Here is a 22,942-nt window from a genome sequence, read left to right on the forward strand (position 1 = left end):
CCGTAGAGCGGGCCGGGACAGATCAGCCGGTGAAGGCCTGGATGCCGGTCTGGGCACGGCCCAGGATCAGGGCGTGCACATCGTGCGTGCCTTCGTAGGTGTTGACCGCTTCCAGGTTCACCATGTGGCGGATCACGCCGTACTCGTCGGAGACCCCGTTGCCACCCAGCATGTCGCGGGCGGTGCGGGCGATGTCCAGCGCCTTGCCGCAGGAATTGCGCTTCATCAGCGAGGTGATTTCCACGGCGGCGTTGTCATCGTCCTTCATGCGACCCAGGCGCAGGCAGCCCTGCAGGCCGAGGGTGATTTCGGTCTGCATGTCGGCCAGCTTCTTCTGGATCAACTGGTTGGCGGCCAGCGGGCGACCAAATTGCTTGCGGTCCAGCACGTACTGGCGTGCTGCGGTCCAGCAGAATTCAGCCGCGCCCAGTGCGCCCCAGGCGATGCCGTAGCGTGCGGAGTTCAGGCAGGTGAACGGACCGCGCAGGCCGGTCACTTCCGGGAACATGTTCTCTTCCGGCACGAACACCTCGTCCATCACGATCTCGCCGGTGATGGAGGCGCGCAGGCTGACCTTGCCGTGGATGGCCGGCGCGCTCAGGCCTTTCATGCCTTTTTCCAGGATAAAGCCGCGGATCTTGCCGTCTTCGGTCTTGCCCCAGACCACGAACACGTCAGCAATCGGGCTGTTGGTGATCCAGATCTTGCTGCCGCTCAGCTTGTAGCCGCCGTCCACTTTCTTGGCGCGGGTTTCCATGCTGCCGGGGTCGGAGCCGTGGTTCGGCTCGGTCAGGCCGAAGCAGCCGATCCATTCGCCGCTGGCCAGCTTGGGCAGGTACTTCTGCTTCTGCTCTTCGGAGCCGAATTCGTTGATTGGCACCATCACCAGGGACGACTGCACGCTCATCATGGAGCGGTAGCCGGAATCGACCCGTTCCACTTCCCGTGCGATCAGGCCGTAGGACACGTAGTTCAGGCCGGCGCCGCCGTACTGCTCCGGAATGGTGGCGCCCAGCAGGCCCAGTTCGCCCATTTCACGGAAAATCGCCGGATCGGTTTTTTCGTGGCGGAAGGCTTCCAGGACGCGCGGGGCCAGTTTGTCCTGCGCGTAATTGTGGGCGGTGTCCCGCACCATGCGTTCTTCTTCCTCAAGCTGGCTGTCCAGCAGGAGAGGGCTCAACCAGTCAAATTCAGCGTTGGGGCGGCTCATTGTTCATTTACCTCACATGTTGTGTAGTTGGCGGTATCTCTTGTGATGCGGGAGCGCGCGATATTATTGATGTGAGGCCATACTAGTGAATCGACAACGTTGGGCTCAAACGATAATATTTCATTTCGTTGTGCATAAAACTCACTTCATAAGTTGCTGCCCTGACCCTATCCGGAGAGCGCCATGCGTCGCAAGGTCCCCAGTACCACCGTCCTGATGGGCTTCGAAGCCGCGGCGCGCCACGTCAGCTTTACCGAGGCGGCCGAGGAACTGTCGCTGACCCAGAGTGCTATCTGCCGCCAGATCGCTTCGCTCGAGGAGTTCCTGGGCGTCAAGTTGTTCCGGCGCGGCCGGCAGGGGGTTCGGCTCACCGAGGCGGGCCACAACTACCATCGTCTGGTTGCCCAGCGCCTCAACGAAATCGAGCGCGACACCCTGTCCGTCATGGGGAATCATGGCACGGAAAACGCCCTGGAGTTGGCGGTGGTGCCGACCTTCGGCACGCGCTGGCTGATTCCCCGGTTGCGGCGATTCAAGGCGCTGCATCCGAATATTACGGTTAACATGACCAACAAGACGCGGCCGTTCCTGTTCTCGGATACGCCCTTCGATGCGGCGATCTATTTCGGGGATGGCGAGTGGTCCGGTACGGAAACCACCGTGTTCATGCGGGAACGGCCAGTGCCGGTGTGCAGTCCGGACCTGATCGGACCCAAGACGACGCTCGCCTACGAGGAAATCCTGGATTACCCGTTGTTGCAGCAGACCACGCGTCCCTATGCCTGGCGGCACTGGTTCCGGTCACTGGACATGCGGGTCGAGCGGGATATGTCCGGGCAGCGCTATGAGCTGTTCACGATGCTGGCGGAAGCGGCTGCCCATGGCATGGGCATCGCGCTCATTCCGCCCTTCCTGATCGAGCGGGAGCTGGAGGCCGGGCAGCTGATTGTGCCGGTGTCCCACAGCTTCCAGAGTCAGGGCGGTTACCATTTTGTGCTGCCGGATCACCGGCGCGATAACGAGGCGGTCTGCCTGTTCCGGGACTGGGTGTTGAGTGAGGGCGAGCCCGAGTAAACCCCGGGTCAGTCGTCGAATCGCCCGTGCCGGCCGGCCCCTTTGGCAAACCGGTCGGCGCCCTTGATTGCTTCCTCGAACACCACCGGGTAGCCCCCGGCCCCTTCCTGTTTCAGCGCATCCTCTATCGTCAGATCCCATTGCGCGTAGGCGGACGCTCGATCCGCTCGCAGGCAGCGCTGCGGGAATTGGGCGATGTCGGCGGCCAGTTGCTCCGCCGCCTGCCGGCTGTCGCCGTCCGGCACAACGCGGTTGGCCAAACCCATTTCCAGCGCTTCATCCGCGCCGACAGGACGACCGGTCAGGATCATGTCGAGCGCGCGGGACTGGCCGATCAGTCTCGGCAAGCGCACCGTCCCGCCGTCGATCAGCGGCACGCCCCAGCGCCGGCAGAACACGCCGAACACCGCGGATTCCTCCGCCACCCGCATGTCGCACATCAGGGCCAGTTCCAGCCCGCCGGCCACAGCGTGCCCTGAGATCGCGGCAATCACCGGTTTGCTCAAATTCATGCGAGTCGGTCCCATCGGCCCCGGTCCCGCACCTTCCGGTTCGATCTCGTTGCGGGTCGCGGGATCGCCCATTGCGGAAAGATCGGCACCCGCGCAGAAAGTCCCGCCATCGCCCCAGAGCACGGCAACCCGCAGCGCTTCACTTGCCTCGAAATAGGTGAAAGCCTCACGCAGGGCATCCGCGGTGGGGCGGTCGACCGCGTTCTTTTTCCCGGGCCGATTCAGGATGATGGTGCAGACCGGGCCGTTTTCTTCGATCGTGACGGCGGATGAGGGCATGGCGTGAGCGTCCTTTTTATTATTGGCGGGCGAGTTCGGCGCGGTGAGCGCCAAGACCACTGCATGCTGAGTCTAGCGAAAAGTCTCCGGGGAATCAGGGGTGCGAATGGCGGGCGGGCAGGGAAACAAAAAAAGGGCCCGTCGAGGTGTCGACGGGCCAGGGGCACAATCAGGAAGGAAGGTGTTGCTCGATCAACGGCAGCAGTTGCTGCGGGCTTTCGACGGACGGCACATGGCCGACCCGGTCGAGGATGTGCGGTGGCGGACCGCCGATGGCGTCGGCCAGGGCTTCCAGCGCCGCAGGCGGTGTGGCCATGTCGTCACTGCCGCCCACCAGGGTGACCGGCACGTTGCGATCCCCAAAGGCACCGCGGAAATCGGCCAAGCCAAGCATCTCGCACAGCAGGGCATAGCTGTGCGCGTCGCCCCGGCCCATCACGACTTTCCAGCCATCCAGCAGGGCCGGCTGTTCGGCCGCGGCCAGCGGGCCGAACCAGCGCGGCACGATGCCCTCGGCCATGGCCGGCAGGCCTTTGCTGCGGACATCCGATGCACGGGTATTCCAGGCATCGGGGGTGCCGATGACTGGGCCGGTATTGGTCAGCATCGCAGACAGCAGCACTTCCGGGTAGCGACTCAGCAATTGCTGGCCGATGACGCCGCCGATGGACGTTCCCACGAAATGAAACGGTTCCGCGTCGGCGGCACCCACCAGGGCGAGCGTTTCCTGTGCCAGATCCTCGGGCGTGATGGCTTCACACTCCGGGCTCGCGGCAGCGCTGCCGCCATGGCCCGGCAGGTCCCAGGTCAGTACCCGGAAGCGCGGTAACAGGCCGGGCAACAGGTCGTCCCAGACCGCCTGGGTCATGCCCAGCGGGTGGGCCAGCACCAGTAGCGGCTTATCGGACTCACCCAGCAACCGGTAGTGAATCGTCCGTCCATCGTGTTCCAGAAAGGCCATGGTTCCTCCTGTCGATCAGACCCGTTCGATCAGCGTGGCGATGCCCTGGCCGACGCCGACGCACATGGTGCACAGGGCGTAGCGGCCACCGCTGCGCTGCAGTTCGTGGGCGGCGGATTGCAGGATGCGCGCACCGGACATGCCCAGCGGATGGCCCAGGGCGATGGCGCCGCCGTTCGGGTTCACGCGGGCGTCGTCATCGGCGATGCCCAGTTCACGCAGGACCGCGAGACCCTGGGCCGCGAACGCCTCGTTCAGTTCGATCACGTCGAGCTGGTCGACGGTCATGCCCAGGCGCTTGAGCAGCTTCCGGGTCGCCGGGACCGGGCCAATGCCCATCACGCGCGGTTCCACACCGGCGGTGCCCATGCCCAGGATGCGGGCCATCGGCTTGAGGCCGTGGGCTTTCACGGCGGCCTCGCTGGCCACCAGCATGGCGGCGGCGCCGTCGTTCACGCCGGAGGCGTTACCGGCGGTCACCGAACCATTTTCACGGAACGGTGTGGGCAGCTTCGCCAGCTTTTCCACGGTGGTGCCGGCGCGGGGATGCTCGTCGGTATCGAAAACCAGCGGCTCCTGCTTGCGGCGCGGGATGCTGACCGGAACGATTTCCTCGGCCAGGCGACCGGCTTCCCGGGCGGCTTCCGCTTTCTCCTGGGAGCGCACGGCAAACAGATCCTGATCCTCGCGGGAGACGTTGTACTGTTCCGCCACGTTCTCGGCGGTTTCCGGCATGGAGTCGATGCCATACTGCTGCTTCATCAGCGGGTTCACGAAACGCCAGCCGATGGTGGTGTCCTCGATGGTCTGGCCACGGGCAAAGGCGCTGTCCGCCTTGCCCAGCACGTAGGGCGCGCGGGACATGGATTCCACACCGCCGGCCAGCACCAGGTCCATCTCGCCGGCGCGGATGGCGCGGAACGCGGTGCCGACGGCGTCCATGCCCGAGCCGCACAGGCGGTTCAGGGTGGTGCCGGGCACGGACGTGGGCAGGCCCGCCAGCAGGGCGGACATGCGCGCCACGTTGCGGTTGTCTTCACCGGCCTGGTTGGCGCATCCCATCATCACTTCGTCGATGGCGGCCGGATCCAGCTCCGGCGCTTCGGCCAGTACGGCCTTGAAAATGTGAGCCGCCAGGTCGTCGGGGCGCACGCTGGCGAGGGTGCCGCCGAAGCGGCCGACGGCCGAACGGCGGGGATGGCAGAGATAGACGTCAGTCATGATTCACCTCACTGTTGGCCGGCGTGATGGGCGTTGGTGCGGGCCTTGAGATCGCGCAGCACGTCCAGTTCCTTCGCAGATGGCTCCGGCGTGGTGTCCACCTGGTCGGCAAAACGGATCTCCCAGCCGGTGGCCTCGATCACCTGCTCGCGGGTGACGCCCGGGTGCAGGGAAGTGACCACCAGTTCCTTCGTGTCCGGATCCGGCTTGAGAATGCACAGGTCCGTGATCACCACGGTCGGGCCACGACCAATGTTGGGCACATTGTCCCGCGCCTTGCCGTCCCGGCCAAAGCCGACGGTGGTGATGAAGTCCACATCCTTCACGAAGGTGCGCTTGGAGTGCTTCACGGTGATGAACACTTCATGGGCGTTGGTGCCGATTTCCGGGGCACCGCCACCGCCGGGCAGGCGGACTTTCGGCTCGCGGTAGTCGCCAATCAGGGTGGTGTTGATATTGGCATAGCGGTCGATCTGGGCGGTGCCCAGGAAACCGACGCTGACCTTGCCGCCCTGCAGCCAGTAGCGGAACATTTCCGGCACGGACACGGTGGTCAGGGCGGATTCGCACAGCTCGCCATCACCGATGGACAGCGGCAAGACGTCCGGTTTGGTCTGCAGGGTACCGGATTCGTAGATGAGGGTGACGTCCGGTGCGTGGGTCAGGCGCGCCAGGTTGGCGGCCTCGCTGGGCAGACCGATGCCGACGAAGCAGGTCATGTCATTGTTCAGCGCCCGCGCAGCGGTCACGCTCATCATTTCTGAAGAGGTAAATTCCAGGCTCATCTCAGGCACCTCCGTTCTCGAAGACATTCTCGTTCAGCCACGCCTGGAAGGCGTCGCGGTCGCGGGCGATTCCGTCCCATTCCTTATAGAAGGCGTTATCGCGGTCGTAGTAGCCTAGCGCGTAGGACGGCTTGGCCCCTTTCGGCGCTTCGGCAATGGCCGTGATCGCCCAGGACGGCAGCACGCAGGCGTTCACGGACGCGCCCAGGTCATCCACCACTTCCTCGACGGTCACAATGCTGCGCTTGGCGGCCAGTACGGCCTCCTTCTGGATGCCGATGATGCCTTCCACCAGGACGTTGCCTTTACGGTCGGCGCGCTGGGCGTGAATCACGGACACGTCCGGACGCACGGACGGGACGGCCGCCAGTTTCTCACCGGTAAACGGGCACTCGATGAACTTGATCTGGTCGTTGACCTTGGGCAGGTCGCTGCCGATATAGCCGCGCAGGACGGCCAACGGCAGGCCCGCAGCGCCGGCCTCATAGGCGCAGGCCATGGCGGCGTGGCTGTGTTCGAGGATCTCAAGCGGGTTCGGCCAGCCGCGTTCGACGGCGTCCCGCAGCCGGTGGAGGGAGCCGACACCCGGGTTGCCGCCCCAGGAGAAAATCAGCTTCTTCGCGCAGCCGGCGCCGATCATCTGGTCGTACACCAGGTCCGGCGTCATGCGGATCAGCGTCAGGTCACGCTTTTCCTGGCGGATGATCTCGTGTCCCGCGGCAAAGGGAATCAGGTGGGTAAACCCTTCCATGGCGACGGTATCGCCATCGTTGATGTGGCGGCTGACCGCCTCTTTAAGAGAGAGAAATTCGGCCATGGCAATTCTCCTCTGGCACTTTGCGTTGTTTGTTCGTAATGCGAATATATGTTTAATATGCGAACATCATGACTCGAAGTTTTTACCCGCGTCAAGTACATCTTTTGATCGGTTGCCGTTGAGAACGAGTGTTCGCAGAACGAACAGGCTGTTACCATGCGAGCGCCGATAACCACACGACGGCTCCCCATAGGAGTAGGAATGGAAGACAAGACACTGAAGCCCGGCGACCGGGATTACGTCGGAGCTCTGGCCTCCGGGCTGACCGTGCTGCAGTCGTTCGATGCCGAGCATCAGCGCATGACCCTGAGCGAAGTCGCCGCCCGGGCGGATATGGATCGGGCCAAGGCGCGCCGGTTCCTGCTCACCCTGCACGCGCTGGGCTATGTGCGGCGCAATGGCCGGTATTTCGAGCTGACGCCGCGGGTGTTGCAACTGGGCTATGCCTATCAGGCGTCGAACCGCTATCGGGCCGTCATCCAGCAATACCTGGAGGACATTACGGCTGATCTGGGGGAGTCATCGTCGCTGGCGGTGCTGGACGGGCAGGAGGTGGTCTATGTGGTGCGGTCTGCCGCCCGTCACCGGTTAATGGCGATCAGTCTGTCCGTGGGGACCCGCCTGCCGGCCGCTTACACGTCCATGGGACGGATCCTGCTGGCGCAGTTGCCGGATGACGAGCTGGAGCAGTTCCTGGCCCAGGTCGAGGTGCATCGCCACACGCCGGCCTCGGTCGATTCGGTGGATGGCCTGAGAAAAGCCATTCTCCAAGGCCGGGAGCAGGGCTACTGCATCGTGGATCAGGAGCTGGACCTGGGGCTGCGTTCGGCCGCCGTGCCCGTTTTTGCCGGCGATGGAGAATTGTTGGGCGCCATCAACATCAGTACCAACGCCGCCCGGGTGGACATGGACACGCTGACCAACAGCTATCTGCCCCGCCTGCAGCAGGTGGCCGAACGGGTGCGCGAAACCACCCGTTAACCGAACAGGCTTATGGATAGCGCCCGGTCAGGCGGTTCTCGACCAGTTCGTGGAGAATGGTGTTCGCCAGGCGCATGACCGCGTTGGGGTCCTCGCCCTTGCGCCGCGAGGCGAGAACGGGGCTGGTGATGCTGTCGTCATCCAGCGGCACGTATTCCACGCCTTCCCGGCCCAGCCGGCGGACCTGTTCCGGCACCAGCGTAAAACCCATATCCGAAGCGACCAGCGATAGCGCCGTCTGCACGTCGTTCACCTGTTGAATCACGTTCACCCTCAAACCGCGCCGGTGGAAAAGACCCTGGGTAATATCCGCGAAGTTGGGACCGGAGCCGGACGGAAACGTGATCAGCGGAATGTCCGCCAACTCCTTCATGGATGGCATCTTCTTCGCCAACGGATGGGAGGCGGGTAAGGCGGCGATCATCGGCTCGTTGAACAGCAGTTCCTGCTCCACGTCCGGGTCGTCGATCCGCAGGCGACCGAACCCCAGATCGATCTTGCCGCTCTTGAGGGCATCGATCTGTTCGCGGGTCTTCAGCTCGTGCAGCACGATTTCCAGGTTCTTGTTCCTGCGCAGCCGGCGCACCATCAGCGGCAACTGGCCGTAGAAGATGGAGGGCACAAAGCCGATCGCAAAGACGGTTTTGCCATGCTGGCTGATGCGCCGCGTGTCCGCGACGGTGGCGTCGACCTTGTCGAGGATCTGGCGCGCCTGGTCCAGAAAGTACTGGCCGGCTTCCGTCAGCTCCAGCCCCCTCGGCTTGCGGTTGAACAGCACCGCACCGATTTCCTCCTCCAGTTGTTTGACCTGACGGGTCAGCGGCGGCTGAGCGATAAACAGCCGCTCTGCTGCCCGGGTCAGGTTGAGCTCTTCGGCAACCACGCAGAAGTACCTCAGATGTCTCAACTCCATCCATACCTCCAGGGTATTGCTCGCTATTTAATCAATATTGGTGCGAGTCCGTGAAACTTCGTACCGTGAACTGAACACGGCTAAACAGTTCGCGATCCGGAGACCCCATGAGCGCCACCATTCAGTCCATCGAAGCCATTCTGGTCGACATCCCGACCATCCGTCCCCACAAGCTTTCGATGACAACCATGGGGGTTCAGACCATGGTCATCGTTCGCGTGACGGATTCCGATGGCATCGAAGGCCTGGGCGAGGCGACCACCATCGGCGGCCTGGCTTACGGTCCGGAAAGTCCGGAAAGCGTGAAACTGACCATTGATCACTACGTGGCGCCGCTGCTCATAAATCAACCGGCGGACAATATTAATACCTTAAAGGTAAGGCTGGGGCGTGTCATCCGTGGCAACACCCTGGCCAAGTCGGCGATTGAAACGGCGTTACTGGACCTGCAGGGCAAACGTCTGCAGCGGCCGCTTGCCGAACTGCTGGGCGGCGCCGTGCACACGCACATGCCGGTGCTCTGGACCCTGGCCAGTGGCGATACCGGCAAGGACATCGATGAGGCCATGAACCTGATCGGGGCCAAGCGCCATTGCGACTTCAAACTCAAGATCGGTTCCCGCCCGCTGATGGACGATGTGCGCCACGTCGCGGCCATCAAGGAAGCGGTCGGCGACAGCGCCAGTGTCCGGGTGGACGTCAATCAGGCCTGGGATGAGGCCACGGCCGCCAAAGGCATGGCTGAACTGCAGGCCGCCGGCATTGATCTGGTCGAGCAACCCACACCGATGAAGCAACTGGATACGCTGGCGCGCCTTTCCAGCAAGTTTCACTTGCCCATCCTGGCGGATGAGGCCGTGGCGGACGCGACCGACGGCTTTAACCTGGCGGCGGCCGGATTCAGCGGCGCCTACGCCCTGAAGATTGCCAAGGCCGGCGGCCCGACGCGGGTTCTGGAGATGGCGTCGGTGGCGTCGGCGGCGGGCATTGGCCTCTACGGCGGCACCATGCTCGAGGGCACCATCGGCACCGCGGCGTCTCTGCATGCCTGGTCGACGCTGGAAACGCTGCACTGGGGCACGGAAATGTTCGGGCCGCTGCTGATGAAAGACGACATCGTCGTTACACCGCTGGCTTATCGCGACAACGGGGTCGAGCTGCCGGACGGCCCGGGCCTGGGCATCGCCATCAATGAAGACAAGCTCGAACACTACCGCCGCAAGTGACTGGCGGTCTGAACCCTGTCACGCAAGGAGTTTCCATGCTGTTCAAAGTTGAAATGAAGGTCAATCTGCCGGCGGACATGCCGACCGAAGTCGCCGCCGACATCAAGGCGCGGGAAAAAGCCTATGCCCAGGAGCTGCAGCAGCAGGGCAAGTGGCGTCACCTGTGGCGGGTCAGCGGCACCTACGCCAACGTCAGCATCTTCGACGTGGCGGATAACGCGGAATTGCACGACCTGGTGAGCAGCCTGCCGCTGTTCCCCTACATGGACATCTCGGTGGCGCCGCTGTGCCGGCACCCGTCGTCCATTCACGAGGACGACCGATAAGCCAGGGAATGACAGATCACGGCGGCCGCGGAATCGGTTGCCATCCATAACCACTGCTTTCTGATGAGAGTGACAAGAACAAGACCAACACCGGAGGAATACGCAATGACTGTCAAAACGATGCATACCCCAGAAGTCCAGGCGCTGCTCAAGAAGGTGGCCGGCCTGGATAATGACGGTGGCAACGAGCGCGTGAAGCAAATCGTCCATCGCCTGATGCACGACATCTTTCAGATTGTCGAAGACTTCGACGTGACGCCCGAGGAGTTCTGGAGCGCGGTCTACTACGTCAACGGTTTGGGTCAGAATGGCGAAGCCCCGTTACTGGCGCCGGGTCTGGGCATGGATCATTACCTGGATATCCGCATGGACGCTGAGGATGCCGAGGCCGGCCTCACCGGAGGGACCCCGCGCACGATCGAAGGTCCGCTGTACGTCGCCGGCGCGCCGATCAGTGACGGCTTTGCGCGGATGGACGACGGCACGGACACGGATTCCGAAACCGCCATCATCACCGGTCGGGTGACGGACGAGAATGACCAGCCGATTGCCAAAGCGTTGGTGGATATCTGGCACGCCAACAGCAAGGGCGGCTATTCCTACTTCGACCCGTCGCAGAGCGAATACAACCTGCGTCGTCGTATCCGCACCGATGCCGATGGCCGCTACACCGCCCGGACCATTATTCCGTCCGGTTACGGCTGTCCGCCGGAAGGGTCGACCCAGACGCTGCTGAACCTGCTTGGCCGACACGGTCGTCGACCGGCGCACATCCACTACTTCATCTCCGCACCGGGTTACCGCCACCTCACGACGCAGATCAACCTGGCCGGCGATGAATACACCTACGACGATTTTGCCTTCGCCACGCGTGACGACCTGGTCGTTGAGGCCCATCGCATCGACGATCCTGCCGAGGCCGAGCAGTACGGGCTGAATGGCCCGTTCAACAAGCTGGTGTTCGACGTGCAGCTGCTGTCGACGGAGGCCACCGACCAGCAGAAACGCCACCCCCGCCAGCGCGCGCTGGAAGGTGAATCCGCCTGAGTTGAGGGCTGAGCGCCCGGCTTCATTCCATCGCTTCCGTGCTTTAGTGATCCGGCCTGTCCCAGACAGGGCTGGCCGGGGACTCTCACGCCGAAAAAAGGCGAAAAGGAGAGAGGATATGACAACCAAACTCGACCAACTCGCAAAGACCGTCAACAACGCGGTCGTCGCCGATCCGGACAGCGGCCGCTTCCAGTGCGACCGGGCCATCTTTACCGATCGGGACCTGTTCGAACTGGAAATGAAGTACATCTTCGAGGGCAACTGGGTCTACCTGGCGCATGAGAGCCAGATCCCCGAGCCCGGCGATTACTTCACCGTTACCGTCGGTCGTCAGCCGGTCATCATTACCCGGACGAAGGACGGCGAGCTGAAGGCGATTCTCAACACCTGCTCCCACCGGGGCGCGACGCTGTGCCGCAAGAAGCGGGGCAACAAGACGTCCTTTACCTGTCCGTTCCACGGCTGGACCTTCCGCAACGACGGCAAGCTCCTCAAGGCCAAGGATCAGAAGAAGGGCGGTTACCCGGCCCAGTTCAACACCGAGGGTTCCCACGACCTGAAGCAGATGCCGAAGTTCGAGAACTGTCGCGGCTTCCTGTTCGGCAGTCTGAACGCGGATGTCGTCCCGCTGGATGAGTACCTGGGTGAAACCACGAAGATCATCGACAACATCGTCGACCAGTCCGAGGACGGTCTGGAGGTCCTGCGCGGCAACTCCACCTACACCTACGAGGGCAACTGGAAGCTGACCGCCGAGAACGGCGCCGATGGCTACCACGTCAGCACCGTGCACTGGAACTACCTGTCCACCATGGGCCAGCGCAACTACGAGAAGGGCGGCACCGAAGCGGTGGACGCCAAGAGCTGGTCGGCCGAGGGCGGCTTCTACTCCTTCGAGAACGGGCACATGATGCTGTGGACGCGCCTGTTGAACCCGGAAGTACGGCCCATCTTCAGCCAGCTGGAGCGTCTGCAGGCCACCTACGGCGAGGCCCGCGCAGATTCCATCGTGCGCACAACCAAGAACCTGTGTCTGTACCCGAACGTGTACCTGATGGACCAGTTCTCCACCCAGATCCGGGTGGCGCGGCCGATCGACGTCAACAAGACCGAGATCACCATCTACGCCTTCGCGCCGAAGAACGAACCCGCCGAGCTGCGGGCCAGGCGCATCCGTCAGTACGAGGACTTCTTCAACGTGTCCGGCATGGGCACGCCCGATGACCTGGAAGAGTTCCGCGGCTGCCAGAGCGGCTACGAGGCCCGGGGCATGCGCTGGAACGACATGAGCCGCGGTGCCGCGCACTGGATCGACGGCCCCGACGAGCACGCCAACCAGATCGACATGAAACCGATCATGAGCGGCGCCAAGCCGGAAGACGAAGGCCTCTACGTCAACCATCACAAGCACTGGCAGGACGAAATGAGCCGGGCGATTGCCGCTGAAAAGGCGCGCTTTATCCCGATGACTGAATCGGAAAGCGAAGAAAAGGAGGGCGCGGCATGAGCCTGAGCTATCACGACATCGAACAGTTCATCATCCGCGAAGCCCGCCTCCTGGACGATCGCGAATGGGACAAGTGGCTCGAGTGCTATCACCCGGACGTCACCTACTGGATGCCGGCCTGGGATGACAACGACGAGCTGACCGAGGATCCGCAGACCGAGATCTCGCTGATCTACTACCCGAACAAGGATGGCCTGGTTGACCGGGTCTACCGACTGAAAACCGAGCGCTCGGGCGCCAGCTCCCTGCCGGAGCCGCGCACCACGCACTTCACCAGCAATCTGGAGATCCTGTCCCAGGACGACAACGAGGTGACGCTGCGCTTCAACTGGCTGACCAAGGCCTATCGCTACAAAAAATCGGCCGAATACTACGGAACGTCCTTCTACACCCTGGACATCACCGGCGAGCAGCCGCTGATCCGTGAGAAGCGCATTGTTCTGATCAACGATTGCATCAATCAGGTGCTGGACGTCTACCACCTTTGAGGTGGCGGATCACCGCTGATGGATGGGGAGGGCAACACCATGAGTTACAACATCGCACTCAACTTTGAAGACGGCGTCACCCGATTCGTTTCCTGTAATGAAGGGGAAACCGTTCTGGACGCCGCCTACCGTGCGCAGATCAACCTGCCGATGGACTGCTCCGACGGGGTCTGCGGCACCTGCAAGGGCACCTGCCGTCAGGGTCAGTACGATCTGGGCGATGAATACATCGACGACGCGCTGACCGACGACGAAGCCGAGCAGGGCATGGTCCTGACCTGCCAGATGGTGCCCTCCAGCGATTGCGTGGTGGAAGTGCCGGCGGCCTCCACCCTGTGCAAGACCGGCAACGCCACCGTCGAAGGCACCGTGGCCGAGGTGAACCTGATCTCCGCCACCGCCATCGAACTCAAAATCACGGTGGGCGACGACATCACCTTTTTGCCGGGGCAGTACGTGAACATTCAGGTGCCGGGTTCCGACGAGACCCGCGCCTATTCCTTCAGTTCGCAGCCGGGCAGCCGGGACCTCAGTTTCCTGATCCGCAACGTGCCGGGCGGGCTGATGAGCACCTACCTGGTGGGCAAGGCCCGGGCCGGCGACAAGCTGACCCTGACCGGCCCGATGGGCAGCTTCTACCTGCGTCCGATCGAGCGCCCGATCCTGATGCTGGCGGGCGGCACCGGACTGGCGCCGATCCTGTCGAAGCTGGAGCACATGAAGGCCAACGGCTGCAACAGCCAGCCGGTCCATCTGGTCTATGGTGTCAGCAACGACGAGGACCTGGTGTGCGTCGAGGCGCTGGAACAGTTCGCCGGCGAGCTGGAGAATTTCACTTTCAAGACGGTGATCTCCAGCGACGACAGCGACCATCCGAACAAGGGCTACGTCACCAACCACATGGACGACGCGCCCATGAACGACGGCGACGTGGACGTGTACCTGTGCGGGCCGCCGCCGATGGTGGACGCCGTGCGCACCTACTTCCGTGAGCAGGGCATCACGCCCAACGCGTTCCACTACGAGAAGTTCACGCCCAGCCTGGCGACGGACGCGGTCAAGGAGAAGGTGGCATGAATCCGCGATTTGCCGACAAGGTGCTGCTGATCACCGGCGCCGCCCAGGGCATCGGGCGGCGGGTGGCCGAGCGCGCCGCGGAGGAAGGCGGCCGCCTGGCGCTGGTGGATCGCTCCGATCTGGTCCATGAACTGGCCGCCGAGCTGGTGGAAAAGGGCGGTGAGGCCATCGCCCTGCAGGCCGATCTGGAAGCCTGGGACGGCGCCAACGGCGTGGTCGACAAGGCCCTGTCCCATTTCGGCCGGATCGATGTTCTGGTGAACAACGTGGGCGGGGCGATCAACTTCAAGCCCTTCACCGAGTTCACCGACGCGGAAATCAGTGCCGAGATCACCCGGTCGCTCATGCCCACGCTTTGGTGCTGCCGGGCGGTGTTGCCCACCATGGCGGAACAACGGGGTGGGGTTATCGTGAACGTCTCCTCCGCCGCGACCCGGGGCATCCACCGGATTCCCTATTCGGCGGCCAAAGGCGGCGTGAATGCCATCACCGCTTCGTTGGCGTTTGAGTACGCCGATGCCGGTATCCGCGTGGTGGCCACCGCGCCGGGCGGTACGGAGGCGCCCCCGCGCCGGATTTCCCGGGGCACGCCGGAAGCCAGAACCGAGCAGGAAAAGGCCTGGTTCCAGGCGCACATTGACCAGACCCTCGACGCCAGCCTGATGCACCGCTACGGCACCCTGGACGAGCAGGCGTCCGCGATCCTGTTCCTGGCCTCGGATGATGCCAGCTACATCACCGGGACGGTCCTGCCTGTGGCCGGCGGTGACCAGGGCTGAATGCACGATATTTTCGACCCAAACCAATAACAAAAAGGGGAACAACATGCTTTTATATCCATCAACCGACGCCGGTTTCCTGACGATCTCTGGCAGGGCCTGAAGAGAGCGATCGCCGTCTGATCTGTCCAGTCTGCGGTCCGGGGACTCCGCCTGCAGCGATCCCCCTTCCTGGCTCCGGGGTCGGCCACCGGCCCGGAGCCTTTTTTGCCCCATTCAGAAAACGGATAACCATGTATGCGCAAGCTGCTGAACGACCTGTCCCTGTCGTCTGTCGTCGCCGGCTTCCTGGCCGTGCTCGTGTCCTACTCCGGCCCGCTGGCGATCTTCTTTCAGGCGGGTAACAGCGCCCAGATCTCGCCGGAGATGATGACCTCCTGGGTCTGGGCCATTTCGCTGGGGGCGGCCGTCTCCGGCATCGTGCTCAGCCTATGGCTGAAAGCGCCGGTGGTGACCGCCTGGTCGGCACCGGGCACGGCGCTGCTGGTCACGCTGTTTCCGGAACTGTCGCTGCACGAGGCCATTGGTGCCTACATCACGGCGGCGGTCATCATCTTCGTGATCGGTGTAACGGGCACGTTTGATGCCTTCGTCCGGGCCATTCCCAAGGGTGTGGCGGCGGGCATGATGGCTGGCATCCTGTTCCAGTTTGGGGTGGGGGCGTTTGCTGCCATCGACACCACGCCGCTGCTGGCGATCGGCATGCTGGTGGCCTATGTAGTCTTTCGCCGGCTACTGCCCAAGTACACGCTCGTATTGCTGCTGATCGCCGGCGTCATCCTGGCGGTGGTGCTGGAACATGCCTCGTTGAAAGGCGTCGGGCTCCATCTGGCGATTCCGCATTTCATTACACCCGAATGGTCGGTCAGTTCGACCCTGGGGCTGGCGATCCCGCTGGTGGTGGTCAGCCTGACCGGCCAGTTCCTGCCCGGCATGGCCATCCTGCAAGGCGCCGGGTATCCGGTGAAGGCCAAGCCCATCATCGGAGTGACGAGCCTGGTCTCCATTCCCACCGCCTTCTTCGGTGGCATCACCACCGTCGTCGCGGCCATCACGGCCGCCATCTGCACCAGCAAGGACGCTCACGAGGATCCGGACCGGCGCTATGTGTCCGGTGTGTTCAACGGCGTTTTCTATCTGGTAGGCGGCCTGTTTGCCGGCACCATCGTCAGCCTGTTCACCTCGCTGCCGGCCGCGTTTGTGGCGGTGCTGGCGGGTCTGGCCCTGCTCGGGGCGATTGGAGGCAACCTGCATGCGGCGCTGGAAGATCCGTCACACCGGGAGGCGTCGCTGATCGCCTTTATCGTCACCGCATCCGGAATGCACCTGTTTGGTCTGTCCTCGGCGTTCTGGGGTGTGGTGATTGGGTATGGCTGCTACCTGGTGCTGAACGGGGGCCGTAAACGCGCCTCATGAATAAATAGAGGCTATGGCGTTGGGTTGTTGGGTAGGGTTCGCCTAATTACGTAGATGCAGGCTGGACGGCGATCCCTAGAATGGGAGCCCTAGTTCATGCGCTAATCGGTAGTGGTCTATGTAATTGGCGCGTCGGTCCCGACTCAAGGAATCCCTGGTTCATGGCAGCGGAAGAGGCCCCATCTTCTGATATCCCGGCCGAAAAAGACGCCCTGAGAAATCTGGTGGTAGTCAGCCTGTGCCTGACCGCGGCCATTCTCGCCAACACCATGTTGCTGCTGGCGGTACCTTTCAAGGCCATCAAACTGGACGTGGGACCGTCGCTGGTGGGCGTGATCATCTCGGCGCCGTACGTGTTGCCGATGCTGCTGGCGATTCCCATGGGCGGTGTGGTGGCCCGCTTCGGCTGCCAGAAAATGATCATCGCCGGTGCGCTGGGCATGGCCGTGGGCCCCTGGGTCACGTTGCTGTTTCCCTCGGTGGCTAGCCTGTTCGTCACCCAGGTGATCGTCGGGCTGGCGAACATGGTGCTGATCATCTCGGCCCAGACCGTGGTGTCCGGCCTAGCCAGCGGCAAACGGTTGGAGCAATATTTCGGCTGGTACACCACCTGCCTGTCGGGCGGGCAACTGCTGGGCCCGATCACCTCCGGCTTCCTGATCGATCACTTCTCCGTGAATGTCTCCCTGGCGGCCATTGGGCTGATCCCGCTGCTGTCCGCAATCGGTGCGCTGTTCTTTTCCAGGGATATCCGTAAAGGGGGGCGATCGAAGCGCGCCAACGGCAGTTATCGCGAACAGTGGCAGTTGCTGCGTCGCAATACCGGTATGCAGACTTCGATCATGCTCACCGTCACCGCGCTGTTCGTGCTGAGCATCCACTCGACGTTCATGCCGGTTTACCTGGAATCCCTCTCGCTGGCGGCCAGTTCCATCGGCCTGTTGCTGAGCATCCGCGCCATTTCCTCCATGGCGGTGCGGGTGGTGATGTCCCGTATCATTGACCTGTGCGGCGGCCGCAACCGGGCCATCCTGATCGCCATCGTCCTGATTACCGGCTCCCTCACCGTGACCGGCCTGGTGGGCGACCACTACGCACTGCTGGTCGTCCTGGCCGTCGTCATCGGCGTCGCCGGCGGCATCTCCCAGCCGCTGTCCATGGTCATCCTGTCCGAGAGCGTCCTGCCGGAACAACGCTCCGCCTCCATGGCCACCCGCCTGATGGGCAACCGCGGCGCCCAGGTGCTGGGGCCGATGCTGATCGGCTTTCTGGCGGACATGACCAATTTCACCGTGGCGTTTGCGGTGATGGGTGGGGTGTTGTTGGTGTTGTACATGACGTGGGTGGTTCGGTCCGGGGGTTTTTCGCAGCGTGCGGCCGCACAATAATCTTCTCTAAAAAATCCAACTAGCGGCCAACTCTCCGGATATCCCGTAAGGTTCGTCGGGAACGTTGGCGTCTCAATTGAGTTGGTGGCTAATGAGCTGCTCCATCGGATGATTGTTCCAGGCTATTTTGTTCACCATTTTTAGTTGTTCATTATTAATGAACAGTGCTATTTTGTGAACATGAATGGCCGGGGGATGCTCATGGATAACTCAAAAATGGACGTCGAGTTGCTCGATCAGGCGCTTGAAGCATTTGAAAATGAGACAGGGCTCGAACTAAAACTTGTCTCCATGGAAGCGCGGCCATCTGTTGATGCCACTTTGGTACTCGAACCGCGCGGACCAAAGTACAGCGCTGAACTGAAACGCTGGGCGCCGCAAGCGAATTTAGGCGCGATGATCGCGCAGCTCAACAAGCTCCCAACGCCTGCGCTGCTCGTTGCGGATTACATTAACCCGAATATGGCGGATCGCTTGCGAGACGCAGGCTTTCAGTTCATTGATGCCTCGGGCAATGCCTACCTGAAAACGCAGACGCTGCACATTTATGTGAAAGGTAATAAGCCTTCGCCGGTTTCTTCGACATCAAGAAAGACATCCCGGGTTTTCGGTGCCTCTGGGCTGAAGCTTGTTTTCAGCTTCTTACTCAATCCTGACCTGGTTAACCATCCTTATCGCACGATCGCTGACTTGGCGTGCGTCTCTCTGGGAAGCGTCGGCAAGATGTTGAGCGCTTTGAGAGAGCAGGGCTATTTGGTCGAGCAAGGTAAGGGCAAGAAGCGGACACTCCGCCGAACCCGCGAACTCTTAGACCGTTGGGTTAGCACCTTTCCTGAAACACTGTCACCCCAGCTTGAGATCGGCGTGTTTGAATCAAATGAACAGGCGCCTTGGAAGAGCATCAAGCTTTCGGCGCTTGAAGGATGTTGGGGCGGGGAGGTCGGAGCGTCGATTTTGGATGCGTATCTTTCTCCGTCGATGAGCCTGATCTATCTGCCGAAAGACCGGTTGAGGGATTTCGTGATCCAGCATCGCTTGAAAAAGGCATCGGACCAAACTCGCGCTGCCGCGGGAAGAATACAGGTTCGAGAAAAGTTCTGGACCGACAAACTCATAGGCGGTAGCACAGGGAGTGGAGATGTGGCACCCGACATCCTGATCTATGCCGATTTGATTGCAAGCGGTGATCCCCGAAATCTGGAAGCAGCGGAGCGACTCTATGGCCGAATTGAAGATCGACTCCAGTTCGATTGATTCCATACAGCGTCGGACATACGAAGCGATCGCCCGGGTTGCCTCTGAAAGACAGGTGCCCTTCATTATTGTGGGTGCGTCCGCAAGGGATCTTGTGATGCACCACGGCTACAAGGCCAGGATCCAGAGGGCAACGCGTGATATTGATCTGGCCGTCCAGGTTGAGGATTGGGAGGCTTTCGAAGCCATTAAGTCCAGCTTGATGGCCGAAGGATATCGCCAAACCAAGATTACCCATCGCTTGGTCGATGACTGCAATATCCCGCTGGATATTATTCCCTTCGGCCCGCTGGAGAGTGCCAGTGCCAGAATCGAATGGCCGGGAGACCCCAGCGAAATGCACGTGATGGGATTCAAAGAAGCGCTGGAACATGCCGATCATGTCATCGTCGATAGTCAGCCACCCTTTGAGCTGTCTGTCGCGAGCCCGGTGGGTCTGGCCATTCTCAAGTTAGTGGCGTGGTCGGAACGTGAGCCCCGGGTCCGCAGAAAAGACGCGGCGGACTTTATCTATCTTCTCGACAACTACGACAAGATTCCGGCCATTGCCGATCGGCTATACGGCGAACACGCCGGCATCCTCGAAATATATGAATGGGACACCCGCTTCGCTGGGGCACACGTGCTGGGTCTGGATGTTGCCAGCATCGCTGAGGCCAGGACGCTTTCCTATCTCAGGTATCGGCTCGATGTCGAATCAGCGGAAAGGCTCTGCATCGATGCGGGATCTGATCCCGCTGATATCAATGAGTCACTGGTTAGTGCGTTTCGAAGGGGGATGAAATAACGGAGTCGAACCCGATAAGGGTAAGTCTCGAATGGCTCCATTTGATGTCAGTCAGCCAATCGGCATAGTGATTGGCGTTCTATTCGTTCAAAATAAGGCGCATTTTACGGCGGACTCAATGCGCCATCAGTGAGCGAATCAGGAACCCCATGTTCGAACAAACCTTCCGAAACATCGATGACGTCCTCTGGAAAGAGGCGGGCTGTGCCACCGAGCTGGACTACACCGAACAAACCTCCTGGATGCTGTTCCTCAAGTATCTGGACGATCTGGAGTTCGAGCGCTCCCAGGAAGCGGAGCTGCAAGGCCAGACCTACGATTTCATCATCGACAAGGCGCACCGCTGGTCCCGCTGGGCGGCACCCAAAACAGCCGATGGCGAGTTCGATCACGATAACGCGCTGACCGGCGACGACCTGATCCAGTACGTCAATTTCGACCTGTTCCCGTATCTGCAGGGCTTCAAGGAGCGGGCGTCGGGCACCGACACCATCGAATACAAGATCGGGGAAATCTTCGGCGAGATCCGCAACAAGTTCGCCAGCGGTTACAGCCTGCGCGATGCACTGGAACTGGTGGACAGCCTGAGCTTCGGTTCCCAGGCGGAGAAGCACGAGCTGTCCCACCTTTACGAAGCCAAGATCCGTAACATGGGCAACGCCGGGCGAAACGGCGGCGAATACTACACGCCGCGCCCGCTGATCCGCGCCATGATCCAGGTGCTGAAGCCGCGCATTGGTGAGCGCATCTACGACGCTGCAGCGGGATCGGCAGGCTTCCTGTGTGAGGCCCACGACTACCTGCGCTCCGGGCAGAACCTCTCGACGGAAGACCTGGAAACGTTGCAGACCCGGACCTTCTACGCCAAGGAGAAAAAGAGCCTGCCGTACGTGATCGGGATCATGAACATGATCCTGCACGGCATCGAGACGCCCAACATCGTCCACACCAACAGCCTGACCGAGAACCTGAGCGATATTCAGGAGAAGGATCGCTACGAGGTCATCCTTGCCAATCCGCCCTTTGGCGGCAAAGAGCGCAAGGAAATCCAGCAGAACTTTCCCATCAAGACCGGCGAGACGGCGTTCCTGTTCCTGCAGCATTTCATCAAATACCTGAAAGCTGGTGGCCGTGCGGCGGTGGTGATCAAGAACACCTTCCTGTCCAATTCCGACAACGCCTCCCGTGCCCTGCGCAAGGAGCTGCTGGAAAGCTGCAACCTGCACACCATCCTCGACTGCCCCGGCGGCACGTTCCTCGGGGCGGGCGTGAAAACCGTGGTGCTGTTTTTCGAGAAGGGCGCGCCCACTCAGAACATCTGGTATTACCAGCTCGACCCCGGTCGCAGTTTGGGTAAGACCAACCCGCTGAATGATGATGATCTGACAGACTTCGTGACCCGGCAGGCGAACTTTGAGGGCTCTGAGAATGCCTGGCTCGTCAGCATCGGCGATGTGGATGAGGAAACCTACGATCTGTCCGTAAAGAACCCGAACAAGGCTGAGGAAGAACCGCTGCGCGATCCGGAAGTGATCATCAATGAGATTGAGACGCTGGATAAGGAGAGTGAGGCCATTCTGGAAGGGATTCGGGGGATGTTATGAGTTTCTCATGGCCGGTTAAAAAGCTGGATGATTTATGCAACATAGCCAGAGGGGGCTCTCCTCGGCCTATTAAGCAATATCTTACGGAGGAACCGGATGGTGTTAACTGGATTAAGATTAGTGATGCAACAGCCAGTTCTAAATATATTTTCGAGACCAAGCAAAAAATAAAGCCGGAGGGGATAAAACGCTCGCGGATGGTGCATGAGGGAGATTTTATCCTCTCCAATTCTATGAGTTTTGGTCGTCCATATATCATGCGAACATCAGGCTGCATTCACGATGGGTGGTTGGTTCTTGGCGAAATTTCAGCTGACCTTAACCAAGATTTCCTTTACCTGTTTTTAGGGTCACCCAATGCTTACAAGCAGTTTGATGAAAGGGCGGCGGGTTCTACAGTCCGAAATCTGAATATTGATCTTGTGCGCAGCGTAACTGTTCCAATTCCACCTCTTGCCGAACAAAAACGCATCGTCGCCATCCTCGATGAAGCCTTCGCGGGCATCGACGCGGCGATCGCTAACACCGAAAAGAATCTCGCCAATGCTCGTGAATTGTTTGAGAGTTATTTGAATTCGGTATTTGGTGAGAGAAGTAATGGATGGGAAGTAAAGGCTGTAAGGGAGTTTGCCAATCACTGTTTGGGAAAGATGCTGGATAAGCAAAAGAATAAAGGCACACTTCGTCCATACTTGCGCAATCAAAATGTTCAGTGGTTCTCGGTGGACACTAGCGATGTGCTGGAGATGAAAATCGAGGAGCATGAAGAGCCGCGATATAGAGTCCAAAAGGGTGACCTTTTGGTGTGTGAGGGAGGCTATCCGGGCCGAGCAGCAATATGGACCGAGAGCGAGCCGGTATTTTTTCAGAAGGCCCTTCACAGAGTTCGCTGTGAAGAAACAATATTTAATGAGTGGCTTCTGTACTTCTTATATTGGGCGGATTTAAGTGGTGAACTGAAGCAGTATTTCACCGGTGCGGGAATACAGCATTTTACCGGGAAGTCTCTGGGGCGCTTGCAGGTGCCTTTGCCGCCTAAGGTTGACGCAGAATATTGGGTGCTTAAATTCGGAGAGTTGCACGAAAAAGTTCAAGGCGTTGAGATGCTCTATCAGCAAAAGCTCAATGCGCTCGTAGAATTAAAGCAATCTCTTCTCCAAAAAGCATTCTCTGGCGAGCTAAAGATACGATCTGCGGAGAAAGAAACGGAAGAGGCTGTTGCGTGACCCCAGCTACAATTCATGCAGCAGTCTGCTGTTGAAAAGCCTTCAAGGATGAAGAACTCGC

General features: G+C 60.9%; 22 protein-coding genes. 15 read left to right on the forward strand and 7 right to left on the reverse strand.

Annotation, left to right across the window (positions count from 1 at the left end):
• Window positions 1-22 precede the first annotated feature (22 nt).
• Entirely contained in the window at window positions 23-1,210 is a 1,188-nt protein-coding gene (locus tag EB809_RS17275; RefSeq protein ID WP_123636086.1) for an acyl-CoA dehydrogenase, read from the reverse strand.
• Window positions 1,211-1,393: 183 nt separating this feature from the next.
• Here EB809_RS17275 and EB809_RS17280 point away from each other — a divergent pair, with 183 nt between their 5' ends.
• Window positions 1,394-2,284 (forward strand): LysR family transcriptional regulator, encoded by an 891-nt coding sequence (locus EB809_RS17280; protein WP_123636087.1) that lies wholly within the window; start codon window positions 1,394-1,396, stop codon window positions 2,282-2,284.
• An 8-nt stretch (window positions 2,285-2,292) separates the two neighbouring features.
• Here the strand turns inward: EB809_RS17280 and EB809_RS17285 are convergent, their stop codons facing one another.
• From EB809_RS17285 to EB809_RS17305, 5 genes are all read right to left on the reverse strand, one after another.
• On the reverse strand, window positions 2,293-3,075 hold the full coding sequence (locus EB809_RS17285; RefSeq protein WP_123636088.1) for a crotonase/enoyl-CoA hydratase family protein: 783 nt from the start codon (window positions 3,073-3,075) through the stop codon (window positions 2,293-2,295).
• Window positions 3,076-3,244: 169 nt separating this feature from the next.
• Window positions 3,245-4,036: an alpha/beta fold hydrolase gene (locus EB809_RS17290; protein ID WP_123636089.1), complete on the reverse strand. Its 792-nt coding sequence runs from the start codon at window positions 4,034-4,036 to the stop codon at window positions 3,245-3,247.
• A 15-nt stretch (window positions 4,037-4,051) separates the two neighbouring features.
• Window positions 4,052-5,257 carry a 3-oxoadipyl-CoA thiolase gene (gene pcaF / locus EB809_RS17295; RefSeq protein ID WP_123636090.1) on the reverse strand — a complete coding sequence of 402 codons (1,206 nt, stop codon included), beginning with the start codon at window positions 5,255-5,257 and terminating at the stop codon, window positions 4,052-4,054.
• An 8-nt stretch (window positions 5,258-5,265) separates the two neighbouring features.
• Entirely contained in the window at window positions 5,266-6,036 is a 771-nt protein-coding gene (locus EB809_RS17300; RefSeq protein WP_263317007.1) for a CoA-transferase subunit beta, read from the reverse strand.
• Between the two features lie 7 nt (window positions 6,037-6,043).
• Window positions 6,044-6,859, reverse strand: coding sequence for a CoA transferase subunit A (locus EB809_RS17305; protein ID WP_123636092.1), 816 nt, complete (start codon window positions 6,857-6,859; stop codon window positions 6,044-6,046).
• A 201-nt stretch (window positions 6,860-7,060) separates the two neighbouring features.
• Here EB809_RS17305 and EB809_RS17310 point away from each other — a divergent pair, with 201 nt between their 5' ends.
• Entirely contained in the window at window positions 7,061-7,840 is a 780-nt protein-coding gene (locus tag EB809_RS17310) for an IclR family transcriptional regulator C-terminal domain-containing protein (protein ID WP_123636093.1), read from the forward strand.
• A 10-nt stretch (window positions 7,841-7,850) separates the two neighbouring features.
• Here EB809_RS17310 and EB809_RS17315 read toward each other — a convergent pair whose 3' ends face one another.
• A complete protein-coding gene (locus tag EB809_RS17315; protein ID WP_123636094.1) occupies window positions 7,851-8,753 on the reverse strand; it encodes a LysR family transcriptional regulator in 903 nt (300 codons plus the stop codon).
• Window positions 8,754-8,860: 107 nt separating this feature from the next.
• Here EB809_RS17315 and EB809_RS17320 point away from each other — a divergent pair, with 107 nt between their 5' ends.
• From EB809_RS17320 to EB809_RS17380, 13 genes are all read left to right on the forward strand, one after another.
• On the forward strand, window positions 8,861-9,979 hold the full coding sequence (locus EB809_RS17320) for a muconate/chloromuconate family cycloisomerase (RefSeq protein ID WP_123636095.1): 1,119 nt from the start codon (window positions 8,861-8,863) through the stop codon (window positions 9,977-9,979).
• Between the two features lie 35 nt (window positions 9,980-10,014).
• On the forward strand, window positions 10,015-10,305 hold the full coding sequence (gene catC, locus EB809_RS17325) for a muconolactone Delta-isomerase (RefSeq protein ID WP_123636096.1): 291 nt from the start codon (window positions 10,015-10,017) through the stop codon (window positions 10,303-10,305).
• 105 nt (window positions 10,306-10,410) lie between these two features.
• Window positions 10,411-11,352: a catechol 1,2-dioxygenase gene (catA, locus tag EB809_RS17330; protein ID WP_123636097.1), complete on the forward strand. Its 942-nt coding sequence runs from the start codon at window positions 10,411-10,413 to the stop codon at window positions 11,350-11,352.
• Between the two features lie 118 nt (window positions 11,353-11,470).
• Entirely contained in the window at window positions 11,471-12,862 is a 1,392-nt protein-coding gene (locus tag EB809_RS17335; protein ID WP_123636098.1) for a Rieske 2Fe-2S domain-containing protein, read from the forward strand.
• Complete coding sequence (gene benB / locus EB809_RS17340) at window positions 12,859-13,350, forward strand: benzoate 1,2-dioxygenase small subunit (protein ID WP_123636099.1); 492 nt, start codon at window positions 12,859-12,861, stop codon at window positions 13,348-13,350. The genes EB809_RS17335 and benB overlap by 4 nt, the downstream gene beginning before the upstream one ends.
• A gap of 39 nt (window positions 13,351-13,389) precedes the next feature.
• Window positions 13,390-14,427, forward strand: a complete 1,038-nt coding sequence (gene benC / locus EB809_RS17345) for a benzoate 1,2-dioxygenase electron transfer component BenC (RefSeq protein WP_123636100.1) — start codon at window positions 13,390-13,392, stop codon at window positions 14,425-14,427.
• Window positions 14,424-15,206 (forward strand): benzoate diol dehydrogenase BenD, encoded by a 783-nt coding sequence (gene benD / locus EB809_RS17350; RefSeq protein ID WP_123636101.1) that lies wholly within the window; start codon window positions 14,424-14,426, stop codon window positions 15,204-15,206. The genes benC and benD overlap by 4 nt, the downstream gene beginning before the upstream one ends.
• Window positions 15,207-15,443: 237 nt before the next feature.
• On the forward strand, window positions 15,444-16,622 hold the full coding sequence (locus EB809_RS17355) for a benzoate/H(+) symporter BenE family transporter (RefSeq protein WP_123636102.1): 1,179 nt from the start codon (window positions 15,444-15,446) through the stop codon (window positions 16,620-16,622).
• 161 nt (window positions 16,623-16,783) lie between these two features.
• Window positions 16,784-18,010 (forward strand): MFS transporter, encoded by a 1,227-nt coding sequence (locus EB809_RS17360; protein WP_190294949.1) that lies wholly within the window; start codon window positions 16,784-16,786, stop codon window positions 18,008-18,010.
• A 201-nt stretch (window positions 18,011-18,211) separates the two neighbouring features.
• Window positions 18,212-19,264, forward strand: coding sequence for a type IV toxin-antitoxin system AbiEi family antitoxin (locus EB809_RS17365; protein WP_123636104.1), 1,053 nt, complete (start codon window positions 18,212-18,214; stop codon window positions 19,262-19,264).
• Window positions 19,230-20,051: a nucleotidyl transferase AbiEii/AbiGii toxin family protein gene (locus tag EB809_RS17370; RefSeq protein ID WP_123636105.1), complete on the forward strand. Its 822-nt coding sequence runs from the start codon at window positions 19,230-19,232 to the stop codon at window positions 20,049-20,051. The genes EB809_RS17365 and EB809_RS17370 overlap by 35 nt, the downstream gene beginning before the upstream one ends.
• Window positions 20,052-20,200: 149 nt before the next feature.
• The gene (locus EB809_RS17375; RefSeq protein ID WP_123636106.1) at window positions 20,201-21,655 is read left to right on the forward strand and encodes an N-6 DNA methylase; all 1,455 of its coding nucleotides are present in this window, start codon (window positions 20,201-20,203) and stop codon (window positions 21,653-21,655) included.
• A complete protein-coding gene (locus EB809_RS17380) occupies window positions 21,652-22,881 on the forward strand; it encodes a restriction endonuclease subunit S (RefSeq protein ID WP_123636107.1) in 1,230 nt (409 codons plus the stop codon). Before EB809_RS17375 ends, EB809_RS17380 begins: the two co-directional genes overlap by 4 nt.
• The last annotated feature ends 61 nt before the right edge of the window (window positions 22,882-22,942 follow it).

The sequence above is a fragment of the Marinobacter sp. R17 genome (genome assembly GCF_003789045.1).
Taxonomy (GTDB): Bacteria; Pseudomonadota; Gammaproteobacteria; order Pseudomonadales; family Oleiphilaceae; genus Marinobacter_A; species Marinobacter_A mangrovi.